This window comes from Streptomyces sp. NPDC040610 (assembly GCF_055594065.1).
Genome location: NZ_JBVIXA010000001.1, coordinates 1,104,905 through 1,122,414, shown reverse-complemented (window position 1 = coordinate 1,122,414; position 17,510 = coordinate 1,104,905). Strand labels below are relative to the sequence as shown.

16 protein-coding genes and 1 pseudogene are annotated in these 17,510 nt (G+C 72.3%); 8 read left to right on the top strand and 9 right to left on the bottom strand.

Annotated features, from left to right (window positions below; genetic code table 11):
- Positions 1-139: 139 nt before the first annotated feature.
- From ACZ6AA_RS05055 to ACZ6AA_RS05035, 5 genes are all read right to left on the bottom strand, one after another.
- The gene (locus ACZ6AA_RS05055) at positions 140-784 is read right to left on the bottom strand and encodes a TetR/AcrR family transcriptional regulator (protein ID WP_468481174.1); all 645 of its coding nucleotides are present in this window, start codon (positions 782-784) and stop codon (positions 140-142) included.
- Positions 781-1,461 carry a DUF4166 domain-containing protein gene (locus tag ACZ6AA_RS05050; RefSeq protein WP_468452374.1) on the bottom strand — a complete coding sequence of 227 codons (681 nt, stop codon included), beginning with the start codon at positions 1,459-1,461 and terminating at the stop codon, positions 781-783. The genes ACZ6AA_RS05055 and ACZ6AA_RS05050 overlap by 4 nt, the downstream gene beginning before the upstream one ends.
- Positions 1,458-2,234: a hypothetical protein gene (locus ACZ6AA_RS05045; protein WP_471456305.1), complete on the bottom strand. Its 777-nt coding sequence runs from the start codon at positions 2,232-2,234 to the stop codon at positions 1,458-1,460. The genes ACZ6AA_RS05050 and ACZ6AA_RS05045 overlap by 4 nt, the downstream gene beginning before the upstream one ends.
- A gap of 219 nt (positions 2,235-2,453) precedes the next feature.
- A complete protein-coding gene (locus ACZ6AA_RS05040; protein ID WP_087885865.1) occupies positions 2,454-2,747 on the bottom strand; it encodes an MTH1187 family thiamine-binding protein in 294 nt (97 codons plus the stop codon).
- Complete coding sequence (locus ACZ6AA_RS05035) at positions 2,744-3,088, bottom strand: DUF3817 domain-containing protein (RefSeq protein WP_468452378.1); 345 nt, start codon at positions 3,086-3,088, stop codon at positions 2,744-2,746. The genes ACZ6AA_RS05040 and ACZ6AA_RS05035 overlap by 4 nt, the downstream gene beginning before the upstream one ends.
- A gap of 153 nt (positions 3,089-3,241) precedes the next feature.
- Here ACZ6AA_RS05035 and ACZ6AA_RS05030 point away from each other — a divergent pair, with 153 nt between their 5' ends.
- The 4 genes from ACZ6AA_RS05030 to ACZ6AA_RS05015 all read left to right on the top strand — a co-directional run bounded on the left by ACZ6AA_RS05030 (position 3,242) and on the right by ACZ6AA_RS05015 (position 5,939).
- On the top strand, positions 3,242-3,880 hold the full coding sequence (locus ACZ6AA_RS05030; RefSeq protein ID WP_468452380.1) for an AIM24 family protein: 639 nt from the start codon (positions 3,242-3,244) through the stop codon (positions 3,878-3,880).
- Positions 3,880-4,530 (top strand): AIM24 family protein, encoded by a 651-nt coding sequence (locus ACZ6AA_RS05025; protein ID WP_468452382.1) that lies wholly within the window; start codon positions 3,880-3,882, stop codon positions 4,528-4,530. Before ACZ6AA_RS05030 ends, ACZ6AA_RS05025 begins: the two co-directional genes overlap by 1 nt.
- Entirely contained in the window at positions 4,527-5,345 is an 819-nt protein-coding gene (locus ACZ6AA_RS05020) for an AIM24 family protein (protein WP_468452384.1), read from the top strand. Before ACZ6AA_RS05025 ends, ACZ6AA_RS05020 begins: the two co-directional genes overlap by 4 nt.
- A gap of 117 nt (positions 5,346-5,462) precedes the next feature.
- Positions 5,463-5,939, top strand: a complete 477-nt coding sequence (locus ACZ6AA_RS05015; protein ID WP_190114301.1) for a MarR family winged helix-turn-helix transcriptional regulator — start codon at positions 5,463-5,465, stop codon at positions 5,937-5,939.
- Between the two features lie 130 nt (positions 5,940-6,069).
- On the opposite strand, the pseudogene ACZ6AA_RS05010 reads toward ACZ6AA_RS05015, so the two are convergent.
- Both ACZ6AA_RS05010 and ACZ6AA_RS05005 read right to left on the bottom strand, forming a co-directional pair.
- Positions 6,070-7,551 (bottom strand): annotated as a pseudogene (locus tag ACZ6AA_RS05010) (sensor histidine kinase); the annotation flags it as partial.
- Between the two features lie 116 nt (positions 7,552-7,667).
- Positions 7,668-8,348 (bottom strand): response regulator transcription factor, encoded by a 681-nt coding sequence (locus ACZ6AA_RS05005; protein ID WP_468452386.1) that lies wholly within the window; start codon positions 8,346-8,348, stop codon positions 7,668-7,670.
- Between the two features lie 134 nt (positions 8,349-8,482).
- On the opposite strand from ACZ6AA_RS05005, the gene ACZ6AA_RS05000 reads away from it, so the two are divergent.
- Positions 8,483-9,301 (top strand): PepSY domain-containing protein, encoded by an 819-nt coding sequence (locus tag ACZ6AA_RS05000; RefSeq protein ID WP_471456300.1) that lies wholly within the window; start codon positions 8,483-8,485, stop codon positions 9,299-9,301.
- A 96-nt stretch (positions 9,302-9,397) separates the two neighbouring features.
- Here ACZ6AA_RS05000 and meaB read toward each other — a convergent pair whose 3' ends face one another.
- Positions 9,398-10,354: a methylmalonyl Co-A mutase-associated GTPase MeaB gene (meaB, locus tag ACZ6AA_RS04995; protein WP_468481175.1), complete on the bottom strand. Its 957-nt coding sequence runs from the start codon at positions 10,352-10,354 to the stop codon at positions 9,398-9,400.
- Positions 10,355-10,420: 66 nt separating this feature from the next.
- Positions 10,421-11,623 (bottom strand): acetyl-CoA C-acetyltransferase, encoded by a 1,203-nt coding sequence (locus tag ACZ6AA_RS04990; RefSeq protein ID WP_468452392.1) that lies wholly within the window; start codon positions 11,621-11,623, stop codon positions 10,421-10,423.
- A gap of 147 nt (positions 11,624-11,770) precedes the next feature.
- On the opposite strand from ACZ6AA_RS04990, the gene mce reads away from it, so the two are divergent.
- The 3 genes from mce to ACZ6AA_RS04975 all read left to right on the top strand — a co-directional run bounded on the left by mce (position 11,771) and on the right by ACZ6AA_RS04975 (position 17,463).
- Positions 11,771-12,211, top strand: a complete 441-nt coding sequence (gene mce / locus ACZ6AA_RS04985; RefSeq protein WP_030361237.1) for a methylmalonyl-CoA epimerase — start codon at positions 11,771-11,773, stop codon at positions 12,209-12,211.
- A 248-nt stretch (positions 12,212-12,459) separates the two neighbouring features.
- Positions 12,460-16,344, top strand: a complete 3,885-nt coding sequence (scy, locus tag ACZ6AA_RS04980) for a polarized growth protein Scy (RefSeq protein ID WP_468481176.1) — start codon at positions 12,460-12,462, stop codon at positions 16,342-16,344.
- A 183-nt stretch (positions 16,345-16,527) separates the two neighbouring features.
- Complete coding sequence (locus ACZ6AA_RS04975) at positions 16,528-17,463, top strand: cellulose-binding protein (RefSeq protein ID WP_468452396.1); 936 nt, start codon at positions 16,528-16,530, stop codon at positions 17,461-17,463.
- The last annotated feature ends 47 nt before the right edge of the window (positions 17,464-17,510 follow it).

Sequence of the window (17,510 nt, the reverse complement as noted above, 5' to 3'; positions counted from 1 at the left end):
CGGCGGCAGCAGGCGTCGGGCGAGCGCCGGTGCTGCCACCCCCTCTGGGGGCAGGCGTTCCGCAGGGCGGAACGGGTGGGCACAGCCCAGGGCGACGGTCACTGTGATGCGAGGGGAAAGGCACGCCGACCCCGGGGCGTCAGCTTCGTGTCGCTCGGCGCAGGTGGTGGCGGACTGCTCGTTGGGCCACGGGGCCCAGCTCGTCCAGGGCAGTGACCAGCGCGCCCAGCTGGTCCAGGGCGTCCAGGGCCCGCAGCGCCCCACCACGGTCGACGCCTTCGTACAGCTCGATCCCGACGAACGACGCCGCGACGGCCCGCGCGAGCCCCACGGGATCGGCGAACTCCCCGAGCGGCGTCGAGCCGAGGACGCGCACGAGGACCTTCTCGACCTCGGCCACCCACAGGGAGAGCCCCGCGGCCGTCGCGGCGGCGAGCCGCGGCTGCGTCTGCGCCCCGGCGAGCAACTGCCCCAGCACCGCCACATGCCCCGCGTCCCGCTCCACCTCGTGCATCTCGCGCCCGAAGGCGAGGAGTTCGGAGAGGGAGGAGATCCCGGCGAGCCGCTCCCGATAGCGGCCGACCCGCTGTTCCGTCGCGTACCGGCACGCCTCGGAGAGCAACTCGTCGACCGACCCGAAGTGGTAGAAGACGAGCGCCTGGTTCACCCCGGCGGCAGCCGCCACGCTCCGCGCCGACGTCTTGGCGATCCCCTGCTCGGTGAGCGTCCGCACGGCCCCGTCGAGGAGCTTCTCCCGCGTTCCTGGTCCCGCCTGCGGACTCACGCGCGCACCTCCTCGCGCACGGGCCGCAGCCCGTCCCGCACCCCGCACTCCCGCACGTCGCGGTACTCCGCCGCGAACGACCCCTCGTACCCGAACAGCGGCCCGAAGTACCGGTTCACGACCCGCACCCGGATCCGGAAGCGCCCGGTCCGGTCGTCGTACGACTCACGCACCTCCGCGTCGCCCCCGACGACCTCGGGCACGGGCACGTCCACCGGCCCCTCCCGGAACCGGTGCGCCCCGGACCGGATGACCAGCGACCCGTCGGGCCGCGCGGAGAAGTGCAGGTCACTGGCGAGGTGTTGATGGGTGCCCAGGTAGTCGAGCACCCGGTCGCCACGGGGGCCGAGGACCATCTGGGCGTCGAAGCGCCGGGCCCGGCCGGGCAGTTGGAAGGTACGCACGAAGGTCACCGTCTCACGGCCGAAGGAGTCGGCGTACGGCACGTTCTCGATGGTGAAGGGGATGTTCCGGCCGGCGCGCGGGACGAGGATGTTGCGGGTCGCGCCGACCGCCAGGAACGGCTTCACGAAGCTGCCCCCGTGCCAGATCCGGTCCATCACGCCGTGCCCGAAGCACGCCTCGCCACTGTCGAGCCCCACGGAGAAGCGCCGCTGGAGCGCCGGGTGCAGCCGCTCGAAGTCGGCGCCCATCACGGTGCGGAAGATCGAGGTCATGCGGGCTGCTCCGTCCGGGCGGGGGGTGGGGTGAGGGCGTTCAGGAGCCGTGGCGCACGCGCCCGCGCCGGGGGCGTGCGCCCGCAGCGCCGCGCCGCCGGAGTCGTCGGCAGCGGCGGCACGAGGCACACCAGCACGGCGACGGCAGCGGCGGCGGCGACGGCCACGAGGGCGGCCACCGGCCCCGTCGCCGCGGTCACCGACCCGGCGAGCACCCCCGCCCCGGCGACGGCCAGCGCCCGCCCGACCACCTCCGCCACACCGTGGACCAGGGCCTGCCGAGGGCTGATCCCGCGCTCCAGCCACAGCCGCAGCCGGTCGAAGGACCACGCCGTCGCCCAGCCCATCAGCGGGCGCAGCGCGAAACGGTCGGCGAGCGCCCCCGGCCGCCCCCAGCGCACCCGGTAGTCGTAGCCGGTGAGGAAGCGGACGCCGTCGTCGGTCGGTACGTAGCGCCAGTAGCCGCTGCCCTCCGCGAGGAGGGAGAGCGGGTGCGGCGAGGCGAACCGGAGCGCCGAGGTCCGGGTCCCGTCGGGGCGGCGCTTCTCGCCCGCGCTGACGCCGGTCCCGGCGACGGTGAGGAAGGGCAGGACGCGCGTCGCGTACCGGAAGCGCCGTGGCTCGTCGGGGGCGGCGGGCAGGTAGTCGATCTCCGTGAAGCGCAGGTCCCAGCGCTGGTGGGACGCGGGCTCCTGCGTGCGCTCCCACAGCGCGTCGAGGTCGGCGCGGATCAGCGCCTCGACGTACAGACTCGGCGGACTCCCGTACCCCATGGCAAACCTCCAGGCAGACCCGTGTTTGAGCGACTGCTCAAATAGCCTGGGCGGCAATCTACAGCGAGTTTGAGCAGTCGCTCAAGTACGGGCCCGATCACTCCGTAGTGGAGGCGTCGTCCCGCGCGGGCATGCGAAAGCCCCCGCCTGGTCTCCCTGGCGGGGGCTCGGGCGCGGCCGGAGTTCGGGCGCGGCTCAGCAGCGGTCACGCGGTGGCGGTCACGCCGACAGATGGCGCTCCACTGTCTCGACCTTGGAGGTCATCCCGTCGGTCACGCCCGGCCGGATGTCGGCCTTGAGGACGACGGAGACGCGCGGCGCCCGCGCCTCCACGGCGGCGACGGCGCGCTTGACGACGTCCATCACCTCGTCCCACTCGCCCTCGATCGAGGTGAACATCGCGTCGGTCCGGTTGGGCAGCCCGGACTCGCGGACGACGCGGACGGCGTCGGCCACGTACTCGCCGACGTCCTCGCCGACGCCGAGCGGCGTCACGGAGAAAGCGACGATCATGCGTTCACGACCCCTTCGCGGCGGGCGCGCGAGGCCATGACCGCGGCCTCGGCCTCACGCTTCAGCTTGCGGTCGGCGAAGAAGCCGCCGGTGGGCAGCACGGAGAGGACGAAGTAGAGGATGCCCGTCCTGGCGTCCCACTTGGTGCGGTTCCAGGCGTCGAGCCAGAACAGGACGTACAGGATGAACAGCAGGCCGTGGATCATGCCCATCGCCGGTACGGCGTTGAAGTCCGTGGTCCGCTTCAGCACCGAGCAGACGATGAGCAGCAGGAAGGACACGGCCTCGGGAATGGAGACCAGGCGGAGGCGGCGGAGTGCGGAGGCGGTCTTGATGTCCACGGGTCACCTTCGGGGCGGGGGCGGCGTCGATCTTGTGAACGGATGCACAAGCGCCCCCATTGTGGCATCAGGGACTCCTCGGGGATTTTCCGGGGTGCGGTCAGGGTCGGTGACCCTGTCGCCGTGGCCCGCGCTGCGGATACCTTCGCCTTCGTGGCTACGTTCCGATTGCAAGGCAGCAGAATGCTCGCCGTCGACATGACAGGCGACGCCGTCAAGGCAAAGAACGGCTCGATGGTCGCCTACGACGGCACGATGATCTTCAAGAAGCTGACGGGGGGCGGTGAGGGCATCCGCGGCATGGTGACGCGGCGCCTCACCAATGAGCAGATGACAGTGATGGAGGTGAAGGGGCACGGCACGTGCTGGTTCGCCGACCACGCGACGGAGATCAGCCTGGTCGGGCTCCAGGGCGACAAGCTCTATGTGGAGTCGAGCAATCTCCTGTGCACCGAGGCGAGCCTGCGCACGGGCACGACGTTCACGGGCCTGCGCGGCGCGACGCAGGGCAACGGCATCTTCACCACCACGGTCGAGGGCACGGGCCAGGCGGCCCTGATCTCGGACGGCCCGGCGGTGCTCCTGCGGGTCACGAAGCAGTACCCCCTCCATGTGGACCCGGGGGCGTATGTGGCCCACCAGGGCAATCTCAAGCAGAGCTTCCAGTCCGGCGTGACCTTCCGCACGCTCATGGGAGAGGGCGGCGGCGAGGCCTTCCAGATCCGCTTCGAGGGCGAGGGCCTCGTCTACGTCCAGGCCAGTGAGCGCAACACGATCGCGGGAGACGTGTGATGCCGTTCCGTGAGGTCAACGCGAAGATGGTCGAGGCGACCGTCCAGCCGGGCACCAAGATGTTCAGCCAGCGCGGCGCCATGCTCGCCTACAAGGGCGACGTCTCCTTCACACCCAACGTGGGCGGCGGGCAGGGCGGCCTGATGTCCATGATCGGGCGCAGGCTCGCCAACGAGTCGGTCCCGCTGATGACGGTGGAGGGCAGCGGCACGGTCATGTTCGGGCACGGCGGCCACCATGTGCATGTGATCAGCCTGACCGGCGACACGATGTACGTGGAGGCGGACCGTCTGCTCGCCTTCGACGGCACCCTCCAGCAGGGCACGATGTTCCTCGGCTCGCAGGGCGGCGTCCTCGGCATGGTGCGCGGCCAGGTCTCGGGTCAGGGGCTGTTCACGACGACCCTGAAGGGCCATGGCGCGGTCGCCGTGATGGCGCACGGCGGCGTCGTGGAGCTGCCGATCACGCCCCAGCGCCCGGTGCACGTCGACCCCCAGTCGTACGTGGCGCACCACGGCGACGTGCGCAACAAGCTGTCCACGGCGCTCAGCTGGCGCGACATGGTGGGCCGCGGCTCGGGCGAGGGCTTCCAGCTGGAGCTCAGCGGCAACGGCGTGGTGTACGTCCAGGCATCGGAGGAGAAGCTGTGAGCACGCCCGTGATCTTCGACCCGATGACGCTGCCGAGCGACGACAACGTCAACGCGTACACCTTCTGCGTGGAGCTGACGGGCAGCCAGTGGTTCCTGCAGAAGGGGAAGATGATCGCCTACTACGGGCGCATCGACTTCAACGGCATCGGGCACGGCCGCCTCGACCGCCTGGTGCGGACGTCCTTCCACTCGCCGCTGCACGCCAGCGACTGGGTGGTGGCCGAGGGCGAGGGCAAGATGCTGCTCGCCGACCGCGCCTTCGATGTGAACTCGTACGACCTCGAGGACGGCAACCTCACCATCCGCGCGGGCAACCTCCTCGCTTTTCAGCCAACTCTCGCGCTGAAGCAGTCCATTGTCCCCGGTTTTCTCACCCTGATCGGGACCGGCAAGTTCGTGGCGGTGTCGAGCGGTCCGGTGGTGTTCATGGAGCCGCCGATCCGGGTGGACCCGCAGGCCCTGGTCGGCTGGGCGGACTGCCCCTCGCCCTGCCATCACTACGACCACCAGTACATGACCGGCGTGATCGGCGGACTGCGGGCCCTCACCGGGATCGGCGGCACCTCCGGCGAGGAGCACCAGTTCGAGTTCGTGGGCGCGGGCACGGTGCTGCTGCAGTCCTCGGAGGCGCTGATGGCGGAGACGGCGACGGGTGCGGTGCCGCAGCAGGACGGGGTGCCGGGCGGAGGGGGCGGCCAGGGCTCTCAGGGCTCATCGGGGCAGCGCGGGCAACATGGCCAACGTGGACAGCAGCCGCAGGGACCGCGCCTTCCCGGACAACTAGGGGACCTCCAGCGTCGCTTCGGCCTGTGAGCGGTAGTCTGCGGAGTGTGACGGCGAACGCCTGTGCCCCTCGAAATCCGGGGGGTGCGAGGCGTGTCACACCCCGACACTCGTTCACCATTCAACTTCTTAGGTAGAATCGATTCCATGGAGACCGAGACGGCCCCGCAGTGGCTGACCGACGAGGAACAGTGCGCCTGGCGCACCCACGTGGAGGTCAACAGGATGCTGACGTACCAGCTGGAGAAGGATCTCCAGCCGTTCAACCTCACCATGAACGACTACGACATCCTCGTACATCTCTCCGAGTCCGAAGACCACAGGATGCGTATGAGCGACCTCGCGGCCGCCACCCTGCAGTCCAAGAGCCGGCTCTCCCACCAGATCACCCGCATGGAGAACGCGGGCCTGGTCCGCCGGGAGAACTGCGAGTCCGACCGGCGCGGCCTCTTCACCGTGCTCACCGACGAGGGCATGGACACCATGAAGCGCGTCGCACCGCACCATGTCGCCTCCGTGCGGCAGCACTTCGTCGACCTGATCTCACCCGAGGCGCTCAGCGACCTCCACAAGGCGCTGACGCCGATCGCGGAACACCTGCGCGGACTGCGCGGCAAGCCTTAACGCTGTCGCTGTGCCGTAGCGGGGGCAGGGCGGGCGAACCCCGCCGCTTCACCGCTTCGGCGGAGGCGCACTACCAGGCTGCGGGCCGCCAGCGGCTGGGCGCGCAGTTCCCCGCGCCCCTTCGGGGCGCTCACGTACCGCGAGGCTCAGCGACCGGCAGGCGCAGGACGAAGCGTGCTCCCCCGCCCGGGGCGCCGTCGACCGTGAGCGTCCCGCCATGGCGCGTGGCCACATCGCGGGCGATGGCGAGACCGAGACCCGCGCCTCCCTCATCACGGCTGCGCGCGTCGTCGAGCCGTACGAACCGCTCAAAGATCCGTTCCCGCTCCCCCTGCGGCACTCCGTCGCCGTCGTCCGCCACCTCAAGCACGGCCCAGACCCCGTCGGCCCGGGTGGTGACCGTGACCCGGGAGCGGGTGTGCCGCTGCGCGTTGGTCACGAGGTTGCCGAGCACCCGCGCCAACTGACCGCGGGAACCGGCCACTTCGACGCTCTTCAGGTCCGCCGTCACAGCCACCCGGTCCCCCGTGCGCTGCGACAGCTCCTCCCGGGCCAGGGCCGCCAGATCCACCCGGCCCTGGCCCGGCTTCTCACCGGCGTCGAGGCGGGCGAGCAGCAGCAGGTCGGCGGCGAGCTCCTGGAGGCGCACGGTGTCCTCGACGGCGCCGGGCACGTCGAGGAGGTCCGGGTGGGCGGCGCCCACCTCCAGTTGGGTGCGCAGCGAGGCGATGGGGCTGCGCAGTTCGTGGGAGGCGTCGGCGACGAAACGGCGCTGGCGCTCCACCGAGGTCTGGAGGGCCGCCAGGGTCTCGTTCGTGGTCCGGGCCAGGCGCGCGATCTCGTCGTGCGTGTCCGGCTCGGGCACCCGGCGCGCCAGGTCCTCGGACGCGGTGATGGCGGCCATCTCGGCGCGGATCGCGTCCACGGGCCTGAGCGCGCGGCGCGTGACCAGCCAGGTCACGCCCGCGATCACGGCGAGCAGCGCCGGGAAGCCGATCAGCATCGCGGTCAACGCGGTGTTCACGGCGTTCTGTTCCGCGGTCAGGGGGGCGCCCGCGTGGACCGTCAGCTCACCCTTCGACTCGGTGTCCACGCGCACCGCGGCGAAGCGGTAGTCCTGGGTCTCGCCGTCGACCCGCGCCCAGCCCTCGCTGGTGCGGGTCTTGTCGGAGATGGCACCGGCCACGCGGGAGTCGTCGTCCTCGGCGGCGTCCTCCGCCGCGTCCTCGGCGGCTTCCTCGGCGGCCTCCCGACGGTCCTCCGCGGCTTCGCTCGCATCGCTCTCGTCGTCGCTGTCGTCGCTGTCGTCGGCGTCGTCGCCGGTGTCCGTGGGCTTGGGAGTGGGCTTCGGAGTGGGCTTCGCGCTGGGCTTCGTGGAGGGCTTGGAGCTGGGCTCGGGCTTGCGCAGCCCCGGTTCGGGACGTACGGCGCTCACTCCCGTGCCCTTCACGGACTCCAGCTCTTCGCTGGCCGCGAGGAGGCGGTCCTTCTCGTCCACGACCTGGACGGGGTTGTCCTCACCGTCCGGGAGCTCCAGCTTGCCGAAGCTGCCGACGGCTAGCTGCGCCGCCACCTTGCGGGCGGCCGACTCGGCCTGCGCGTCGGCCTGGTCGACGAGGCTCGCGCGCAGCGACAGGAGCACGGCGGCGCCCGCGGCGACGAGGGCGAGCGCCACGACGAGGGTCGCGCCCACGGTCGCGCGGGCGCGCACGGAGCCGAACAGCCTCCTCATCGGGGGGCCTCCAGTCGGTATCCGGCGCCACGGACGGTCTTGATGAGCGGGGCGCCGAGCTTGCGGCGCAGCGTGCTCACGTACACCTCGACGATGTTGGGGTCGCCCTCGTACGCGAAGTCCCAGACGTGCTCCAGGATGTCGGCCTTGGACACCACCTGGCCGGCGCGCACCACCAGCTGCTCCAGGACGGCGAACTCCTTCGTGGTGAGGGTGATCTCCGTGCCGGGCTCGCCCTCTCCGGCGCCGCGCACGACGCGCCGGGCGGCGGTGTCGATCCGCAGGTCGCCCAGGACGTGGACGGGTGAGGGGGACGCGGCGCGGCGGCGCAACAGGGCCTTCACGCGGGCGACGAGGACGACGTACGAGAACGGCTTGGTCAGGTAGTCGTCGGCGCCGGTGTCCAGGCCCTCGGCCTCGTCGTACTCGCCGTCCTTCGCCGTGAGCATCAGGATCGGTACGTCGTGGCCGGCGGCGCGCAGGGTCGAGCAGACCCGGTAGCCGTTCATGCCCGGGAGCATGATGTCCAGGATCAGCAGGTCGTACGAGCCTTCGGTGGCGCGGTGCAGGCCGTCCACGCCGTCGTGGACGACGTCGACCGCGTAGCCCTCGGCCGTCAGGCCCTTGGCCAGGGAGAGGGCAAGGCGCTTCTCGTCTTCCACGATCAACAGGCGCATGCGTTCAGGATGCCTGAGCCAACCTGAAGAGTTCTTCAGGCTCCTTCAGGAGGGCTTCAGGAACGTTCAGGCAACTTGGTTCTCGTCGGAACGGACGGCCCCACGACGGGGCCAACCACTCGGGAGGAACCCTCATGAAGCGCAACATCGTCATCGCCACCGTCGTCGCCGCCACGCTCGTCGGGGGCGGCACCGCGACAGCCTTCGCGCTGGGCGGCGACGACGAGTCGTCCGCGGCCGGCAAGTCCAGTGTGCAGCTGAAGCACGACGACAGCCGGGTGAACGACGACCGGGACGACGCCGACGACGCCGCCGACGACGCCGAGGACCGCGCGGACGACGCCCAGGACCGCCGGGACGACGCTCGGGACGACCGGGACGACGACCGCGACGACGCTCGTGACGACGACCGCGACGACCGCGACGACCTGGACGACGCCCGTGAGGACGCCCGCGAGGCGCAGGGCGACAAGGCCGAGAACGCCGCCGAGGCGAAGGGCGCGAAGGTCGACGCCGCCGAGGCCGCCGCCGCCGCGCTGAAGAAGACGCCCGGCACTGCCGTCTCCGTCGACCTCGACGACGAGAACGGCGGCCTGATCTGGGACGTCGACGTCCTCGGCAAGGACGGGCGCACCTGGCACAGCGTCCAGGTCGACCCGGGTACGGGCAAGGTCCTCGGCTCGCACGTCGAGCGAGACGATGACGGGGGCGCCGGGGACGACGCCGCGGAGGCCTCGCGGATCGCCGCCGCCCTCAAGGGCTCCTCGGTCACCGCGGGCGAGGCCGCGAAGGCCGCCGCCGCCAAGGGCAAGGTGACCTCCGTGGACATCGAGGACGACGGGGCCCGGGTGAACGTCTGGGACGTCGAGACCACGTCGGCCAACGGCACCGAGTCCCACTGGAACGTCGACCTGAGCACCGGCAAGGTCACCGCCGACCGCTACGACGACTGACCTGTCCCGCCTGAGCCGCACCCCCACTGAGCCAGCCCCCGCCACAGCCCCCCGGTGGCGGGGGCTACCCCTGCGCGGCCCCCGGCCAACGCGGCCTCAGCCCGAGGTCAGCCCCTCCACCAGCGAATCCGCCGCCGCATAGGGATCCAGCTCGCCCGCCACGATCCGCTCGGCCAGCGCCCCCAGGCGCACATCGCCGTGCAGGTCGGCGATCCGCTCCCGCAGGGCGGTGACGGCGATCGCCTCGACCTCGCCCGCAGCGCGGGCCGCTCGGCGGGATGCGAGGACGCCCCGCTCCTCCATCCACGCCCGGTGCTTCTCCAGCGCCTCGACCAGCTCGTCGGTGCCCTCGCCCCGGGCGGCGACCGTCTTGACGATGGGGGGCCGCCAGTCCCCGGGGGAGCGGGATTCGCCGAGGCCCAGCATGTGGTTCAGCTCGCGCGCGGTCGCGTCCGCGCCGTCGCGGTCGGCCTTGTTGACCACGTACACATCGCCGATCTCCAGGATTCCGGCCTTCGCCGCCTGGATCCCGTCACCCATGCCGGGCGCGAGCAGGACCACCGACGTGTCGGCCTGCGCGGCGATCTCGACCTCGGACTGCCCGACGCCGACCGTCTCCACGAGGATCACGTCGCAGCCGGCCGCGTCGAGCACGCGGATGGCCTGGGGAGCGGCCCAGGCGAGCCCGCCGAGGTGACCGCGGGTGGCCATGGAGCGGATGTAGACGCCGGGGTCGGAGGCGTGCTCCGACATCCGGACGCGGTCGCCGAGCAGCGCGCCGCCGGAGAACGGCGACGACGGGTCGACGGCGAGCACCCCGACCCGCTTCCCGGCCCGCCGGTACGCGCTGACCAGCGCCGACGTGGACGTCGACTTGCCGACGCCGGGCGATCCGGTGAGCCCGACGACGTACGCGTGCCCGGCCAGCGGAGCCAGCGCCGCCATCACCTCGCGCAGCTGCGGCGACGCCCCCTCGACCAGCGAGATGAGCCGGGCCACGGCCCGCGGCCTGCCCTCGCGGGCCTGCGCCACCAGGGAGGGGACGTCCTGCATTGCGGCTCCGTTCCGTGCGTACGTATACGTCTGCGAGAAGGCGTCAGCGGTACCGAAGGACCGGCGTCAGCTCTTGGCCACCTTCAGGATGAGCGCGTCGCCCTGGCCACCGCCGCCGCACAGCGCCGCCGCGCCGACGCCGCCGCCGCGCCGCTTCAGCTCCAGGGCCAGGTGCAGGACCAGGCGGGCGCCGGACATCCCGATCGGGTGGCCGAGGGCAATGGCCCCGCCGTTGACGTTCACCTTTTCCGTGGACACCCCGAGGTCCTTCATTGACTGGACCGCGACGGCGGCGAAGGCCTCGTTGATCTCGATGAGGTCGAGGTCGTCGACGGTCAGGCCCTCCTTCTTCAGGGCGTGCTGGATGGCGTTCGACGGCTGCGACTGGAGGGAGTTGTCGGGGCCCGCGACGTTGCCGTGCGCGCCGATCTCCGCGATCCAGGCGAGGCCGAGCTCCTGGGCCTTGGCCTTGCTCATCACGACGACGGCGGCGGCGCCGTCGGAGATCTGCGAGGCGGTGCCCGCGGTGATGGTGCCGTCCTTGGCGAAGGCGGGGCGCAGCTTGCCGAGGGACTCGGCGGTGGTCTCGGCGCGGATGCCCTCGTCGCGGGAGAAGAGGACCGGGTCGCCCTTGCGCTGCGGGACCTCGACGGGGGTGATCTCGGCGTCGAAGAGGCCGTTCTTCTGGGCTGCGGCGGCGCGCTGGTGGGAGAGGGCACCGATCTCGTCCTGCGCGGGGCGGGCGATGCCGAGGCGGGTGTTGTGCTTCTCCGTGGACTCGCCCATGGCGATGTTCTCGAAGGGGTCGGTGAGGCCGTCGTGGGCCATCGCGTCGAGCATCTCGATGGCGCCGTACTTGTAGCCCTCGCGGGACTTGGGGAGCAGGTGCGGGGCGTTGGTCATGGACTCCTGGCCGCCGGCGACCACGATGTCGAACTCACCGGCGCGGATCAGCTGGTCGGCGAGGGCGATGGCGTCGAGGCCGGAGAGGCACACCTTGTTGACGGTGAGCGCGGGGACGTTCATGGGGATGCCCGCCTTGACGGCGGCCTGGCGCGCCGGGATCTGCCCCGCCCCGGCCTGCAGGACCTGCCCCATGATCACGTACTGCACCTGGTCGCCGCCGATGCCCGCCCGGTCGAGCGCCGCCTTGATCGCGAAGCCGCCGAGGTCCGCGCCGGAGAAGGACTTGAGCGAGCCGAGCAGACGCCCCATGGGCGTGCGCGCGCCCGCGACGATCACTGAGGTGGTTCCGGTCGTTCCAGACATGTGGCACGGCCCCTTCCAGCTGGGGAGCTGAGGAGAGTGAACGAGGGTTTACTCGAATGTACTGAGCGGTACGGCGCACGTCACCGGCCAGCCGGTGTGATCGCGCGCACGTTGCGTAATCACGGTCGGGGGCGCTGCACTTGAGGCATGCTGACGCGAATCGACCACATCGGGATCGCCTGCCGGAACCTCGACGAGACCGTCGAGTTCTATCGTGCTACGTACGGTTTCGAGGTGTTCCACACCGAGGTCAACGAAGAGCAGGGCGTGCGCGAGGCCATGCTGAAGATCAACGAGACCTCGGACGGCGGTGCCTCCTACCTCCAGCTCCTCGAACCCACGCGGGAGGACTCCGCCGTCGGCAAGTGGCTGGCCAAGAACGGCGAGGGCGTGCACCACATCGCCTTCGGCACGGCCGACGTCGACGGCGACGCCGCGGCCATCAGGGACAAGGGCGTACGCGTGCTGTACGACCAGCCGCGCATCGGCTCCATGGGCTCCCGGATCACCTTCCTGCACCCCAAGGACTGCCACGGGGTCCTCACCGAACTCGTCACTTCCGCACCCGCCGAACAGACGGAGCACTGACCCCCACATATCCGGGCCGGTAGGGTTGGGGGCGGCCGTCCGAACCTTGGGCGGTCGCTTGCCGGGGTCCGGGTTTCGGGGGACGAGCATCGGGGCAGCAGCCCGAGCTCCACTGTTGATCTGACACCATTCTCCGGGGGCCCCGTTCGGCGGATGGACGGGGCTCGTACGTCAGGGACATGAGACCAGGAGTCGGGTCTCCCCTGCTCGAGCGAAGCCGAGAGCTTGGGGAAGGATGGGACCGCGCAGTGCGGGGCTACGAGAGCCAGGACAGCCGACGACCGGCTGAGGCCGACCATCTCTCACGGTTCGAAGCCGAGATGGACCGGCTGAAGACCGAGCGGGAGAAGGCCGTCCAGCACGCCGAGGACCTCGGCTACCAGGTCGAGGTGTTGCGCGCCAAGCTGCACGAGGCGCGCCGCAACCTCGCGTCCCGGCCTGCCTACGACAGCGCCGACATCGGCTATCAGGCCGAGCAGCTCCTGCGGAACGCGCAGGTGCAGGCCGAGCAGCTGCGCGCCGACGCCGAGCGCGAACTGCGCGAGGCCCGCGCCCAGACGCAGCGCATCCTCCAGGAGCACGCCGAGCAGCAGGCCCGCCTGCAGTCGGAGCTGCACTCGGAGGCCGTGTCCCGGCGCCAGCAGCTCGACCAGGAGCTGAACGAGCGCCGCCAGACCGTCGAGTCGCACGTCAACGAGAACGTGGCGTGGGCCGAGCAGCTGCGCGCCCGCACCGAGCAGCAGGCCCGCCGCCTCCTCGACGAGTCGCGCGCCGAGGCCGACCAGGCCCTCGCCGCCGCCCGCGCCGAGGCCGAGCGCGTCGCCGAACAGGCCCGCCAGCGGCTCACCGCCGACGCCGAGAGCGCCCGCGCGGAAGCCGAAGCGATCCTGCGCCGGGCCCGCACCGACGCCGAGCGCCTGCTCAACGCCGCCTCCACCCAGGCCCAGGAGGCCACCGAGCACGCCGAGGCGCTGCGCTCGTCCACCGCCACCGAGTCCGAGCAGGCCCGCCGCAAGACCGCCGAGCTGAGCCGGGGCGCCGAGCAGCGCATGGCGGAGGCCGAGACGGCGCTGCGCGAGGCCCGCGCTGAGGCCGACAAGGTCGTCGCCGAGGCCAAGGAGGCGGCGGCCAAGCAGCTGGCGTCCGCCGAGGCCGCGGGCGAGCAGCGCACGCGCACGGCCAAGGAGCAGGTCGCCCGGCTCGTCGGCGAGGCCACCAAGGAGGCCGAGGCCGCGAAGGAGGCCGCCGAGCAGAAGGTCCAGGACGCCCGCGCCGAGGCCGAGAAGCTGATCGCGGACGCCGCGGAGAAGGCCCGTTCGATCACCGCCGAGGAGACGGCGTCGGAGATCGCGAAGGCCGCGCGGACCGCCGAGGAGGTCCTGGACAAGGCGTCCGAGGAGGCGAAGGCGACCACGCGCGCCGCCGCCGAGGAGGCCGAGCGGGTCCGCGCCGAGGCGGAGGCCGAGGCCGACCGGCTGCGCGGCGAGGCGCACGACATCGCCGAGCAGCTGAAGGGCGCGGCGAAGGACGACACCAAGGAGTACCGCGCCAAGACGGTCGAGCTCCAGGAGGAGGCGCGGCGGCTGCGCGGCGAGGCCGAGCAGCTGCGGGCCGACGCGGTCGCCGAGGGCGAGAAGATCCGCGGCGAGGCCCGGCGCGAGGCCGTCCAGCAGATCGAGGAGGCGGCGCGCTCCGCCGAGGAGCTGCTCGGCAAGGCCAAGGCCGACGCGGAGGAGGCCCGGCAGGCCGCGACCACCGAGGCCGAGCGGGTCCGCTCGGAGGCCATCGAGCGGGCCACGTCCCTGCGCAAGCAGGCCGAGGAGACCCTGGAGCGCACCCGCGCGGAGGCCGAGCGGCACCGCACGGAGGCCGCCGAGCAGGCCGAGACGGTCAAGGCGGAGGCGCAGACCGCGGCGCGGTCGCTGCGCGAGGAGACCGAGCGCGCGGTCGCGGCCCGCAAGGCCGAGGCCGACACCGAGCTGGCCCGGCTGCACACGGAGGCCGAGGAGCGCCTGGCCGCGGCCGAGCAGTCGCTGAGCGACGCCCGCGCCGAGTCCGAGCGGATCCGGCGCGAGGCCGCCGAGGAGACGGAGCGGCTGCGCACGGAGGCCGCCGAGCGGATCCGGGCGCTGCAGTCGCAGGCGGAGACGGAGGCCGAGCGGCTGCGCACGGAGGCCGCGGCGGACGCCTCGAAGGCGCGCGCCGAGGGCGAGTCGGTCGCGGTGCGGCTGCGTTCGGACGCGGCCGCGGAGGCGGAGCGGCTGAAGACCGAGGCGCAGGAGTCCGCGGACCGGGTGCGCGCGGAGGCCGCCGCGGCCGCCGAGCGGGTCGCCGCGGAGGCCGCCGAGGCCCTGTCGGCCGCGCAGGACGAGGCGGTCCGGCGCCGCCGCGAGGCCGAGGAGACCCTGGGCGCGGCGCGCACGGAGGCCGACCAGGAGCGGGAGCGGGCGCGCGAGCAGAGCGAGGAGCTGCTTGCGTCGGCGCGCAAGCGCGTGGAGGAGGCCCAGGCCGAGGCGGTCCGCCTGGTCGAGGAGGCCGAGGCGCGCGCCACGGAGCTGGTGTCGGCGGCCGAGCAGAAGGCCCAGTCGGTCCGGGACTCGGTGGCGGGGCTGCAGGAGCAGGCGCAGGAAGAGATCGCGGGCCTGCGGTCGGCGGCCGAGCACGCCGCGGAGCGCACCCGCGGCGAGGCGCAGGAGGAGGCGGACCGCGTCCGCGCCGACGCGTACGCCGAGCGGGAGCGGGCGAGCGAGGACGCGAGTCGTACGCGCGCCGAGGCCGCGACGGCGGCGGAGGCCGCCAAGGCGCTGGCCGAGCGCACGGTCGCGGAGGCGATCGCGGAGTCCGAGCAGATGCGCGCGGACGCGTCCGAGCACGCCCAGCGGGTGCGCACGGAGGCGTCGGACACCATCGCGACGGCCGAGCAGGACGCCGCCCGCACGCGTGCCGACGCCCGCGACGACGCCAACCGCATCCGCAACGACGCGGCGAGCCAGGCCGACACCCTGATCGGCGAGGCGCGCAGCGAGGCCGAGCGGCTCACGGCGGAGACGATCGCCGAGACCGACCGGCTCAAGGCCGACACGGCCACCGAGGCCGAGCGGGTGCGGGCCGAGTCCGTCGCGAAGGCCGAGCAGCTGATCTCGGACGCCTCGGGCGACGCCGAGCGGCTGCGCGCGGAGGCCGCGGAGAACGTGGGCTCGGCGCAGCAGCAGGCCGAGCGGATCCGCGCCGAGTCCGCGCGCGTCAAGGAGGAGGCCGACGCCGAGGCCGAGCGGGTCACGGCACAGGCCCGCGAGGAGGCCGAGCGCACCCTCGACGAGGCGCGCAAGGAGGCCAACAAGCGGCGCACGGAGGCCGCGGAGCAGGTCGACACGCTCATCACGGAGGCCGCGGCCGAGGCGGAGAAGCTGACGGCGGACGCCCAGGAGAAGGCGCTCAAGTCGGCGACGGACGCGGAGGCGCAGGCCGACACGATGGTGGGCGCGGCCCGCAAGGAGGCCGAGCGTCTGGTCGCCGAGGCCACCGTCGAGGGCAACTCGCTGGTGGAGAAGGCGCGTACGGACGCCGATGAGCTGCTCGTCGGGGCCCGCAGGGACGCGACGGCGATAAGGGAGCGCTCCGAGGAGCACCGCGACCGCATCACGACGGAGATCGAGGAGCTGCACGAGCGGGCCCGGCGCGAGTCGGCGGAGGCGATGAAGACCGCGGGCGAGCGCTGTGACGCGCTGGTCAAGGCCGCCGAGGAGCAGTTGGCGGAGGCCGAGGCGAAGGCCAAGGAGCTGGTCGCGGACGCCAATTCGGAGGCCAGTTCGGTGCGGATCGCCGCCGTGAAGAAGGCCGAGGGCCTGCTCAAGGAGGCCGGGACGAAGAAGGCCGAGCTGGTGCGCGAGGCCGAGCGGCTGCGCGACGAGGCGCGGACCGAGGCGGAGCGGATGGTCGACGAGGGCAAGCGGGAGCTCGAGGTCCTCGTGCGGCGCCGCGCGGACATCAATGCGGAGATTTCCCGTGTCCAGGACGTGCTCGAGGCGTTGGAATCCTTTGAGGCCCCGCAGACCGGGGGCAAGGACGGTGGCGTCAAGGCGGGGGCCGCTGCGGGTGCGACTCGTTCGGGTGGCAAGCCGTCAGAAGGCTAGCCACGGAGCCGGTTCCGTGCTCGGCGAGGACCTTCGGCACTGTCGCTGGCAAGCAGTCTGCCGGTTAGCCACTCAAAAGGGGTGTCATTCTCCAGATCAAACGGGCATACGCTCGATGACACGCCGCAACGCCCCCTAGGATTCCCTCTATCACCTCACCCGGTCTCATTCGACAGGAACCCCATGAGCGACACTTCCCCCTACGGCTTCGAGCTTGTGCGGCGTGGGTACGACCGCGCTCAGGTGGACGAACGTATCTCCAAGCTCGTCTCCGACCGAGACTCCGCTCTCACCCGTATCACTGCTCTGGAAAAGCGCATCGAGGAACTCCACCTCGAGACGCAGAACGCCCAGGCTCAGGTGGCCGACGCCGAGCCGTCGTACGCCGGTCTCGGTGCTCGCGTCGAGAAGATCCTCCGCCTCGCCGAGGAGGAGGCGAAGGACCTGCGCGAGGAGGCGCGGCGCGCCGCCGAGCAGCACCGTGAGCTCGCCGAGTCCGCCGCCCAGCAGGTGCGCAACGACGCCGAGTCGTTCGCCGCCGAGCGCAAGTCCAAGGCCGAGGACGAGGGCGTCCGCATCGTCGAGAAGGCCAAGGGCGAGGCGAGCGCGCTGCGCGCCGAGGCGCAGAAGGACGCGCAGTCCAAGCGCGAGGAGGCGGACGCCCTCTTCGAGGAGACCCGCGCCAAGGCCGCCCAGGCCGCGGCCGACTTCGAGACGAACCTCGCCAAGCGGCGGGAGCAGTCCGAGCGGGACCTGGCCTCGCGTCAGGCCAAGGCCGAGAAGCGCCTCGCGGAGATCGAGCACCGCGCGGAGCAGCTGCGCCTGGAGGCGGAGAAGCTGCGCACGGACGCCGAGCGCCGCGCCCGCCAGACCGTCGAGACGGCACAGCGCCAGGCCGAGGACATCGTCGCGGACGCGAACGCCAAGGCCGACCGGATCCGCAGCGAATCGGAGCGGGAGCTCGCGGCTCTCACCAACCGCCGCGACTCCATCAACGCCCAGCTGACGAACGTCCGCGAGATGCTCGCGACGCTCACCGGCGCGGCGGTCGCCGCCGCGGGCACGCCCACGGAGGACGAGCCGATCTCGCGGGGGGTCCCGGCCCAGCAGAGCCGCTGACGCGGAGAGCGCCAACACGGGGTGAACGACGACGGAGCCCCCTGCCA

Coding starts and splice junctions, on each gene's coding strand:
- ACZ6AA_RS05050 (WP_468452374.1), bottom strand. CDS start 1,461: ATGACCTCGATCTTCCGCACCGTGATGGGCGCCGACTTCGAGCGGCTG.
- ACZ6AA_RS05045 (WP_471456305.1), bottom strand. CDS start 2,234: ATGGGGTACGGGAGTCCGCCGAGTCTGTACGTCGAGGCGCTGATCCGC.
- ACZ6AA_RS05040 (WP_087885865.1), bottom strand. CDS start 2,747: ATGATCGTCGCTTTCTCCGTGACGCCGCTCGGCGTCGGCGAGGACGTC.
- ACZ6AA_RS05025 (WP_468452382.1), top strand. CDS start 3,880: ATGCCGTTCCGTGAGGTCAACGCGAAGATGGTCGAGGCGACCGTCCAG.
- ACZ6AA_RS05015 (WP_190114301.1), top strand. CDS start 5,463: ATGGAGACCGAGACGGCCCCGCAGTGGCTGACCGACGAGGAACAGTGC.
- ACZ6AA_RS05005 (WP_468452386.1), bottom strand. CDS start 8,348: ATGCGCCTGTTGATCGTGGAAGACGAGAAGCGCCTTGCCCTCTCCCTG.
- ACZ6AA_RS05000 (WP_471456300.1), top strand. CDS start 8,483: ATGAAGCGCAACATCGTCATCGCCACCGTCGTCGCCGCCACGCTCGTC.
- meaB (WP_468481175.1), bottom strand. CDS start 10,354: ATGCAGGACGTCCCCTCCCTGGTGGCGCAGGCCCGCGAGGGCAGGCCG.
- ACZ6AA_RS04990 (WP_468452392.1), bottom strand. CDS start 11,623: ATGTCTGGAACGACCGGAACCACCTCAGTGATCGTCGCGGGCGCGCGC.
- mce (WP_030361237.1), top strand. CDS start 11,771: ATGCTGACGCGAATCGACCACATCGGGATCGCCTGCCGGAACCTCGAC.
- ACZ6AA_RS04975 (WP_468452396.1), top strand. CDS start 16,528: ATGAGCGACACTTCCCCCTACGGCTTCGAGCTTGTGCGGCGTGGGTAC.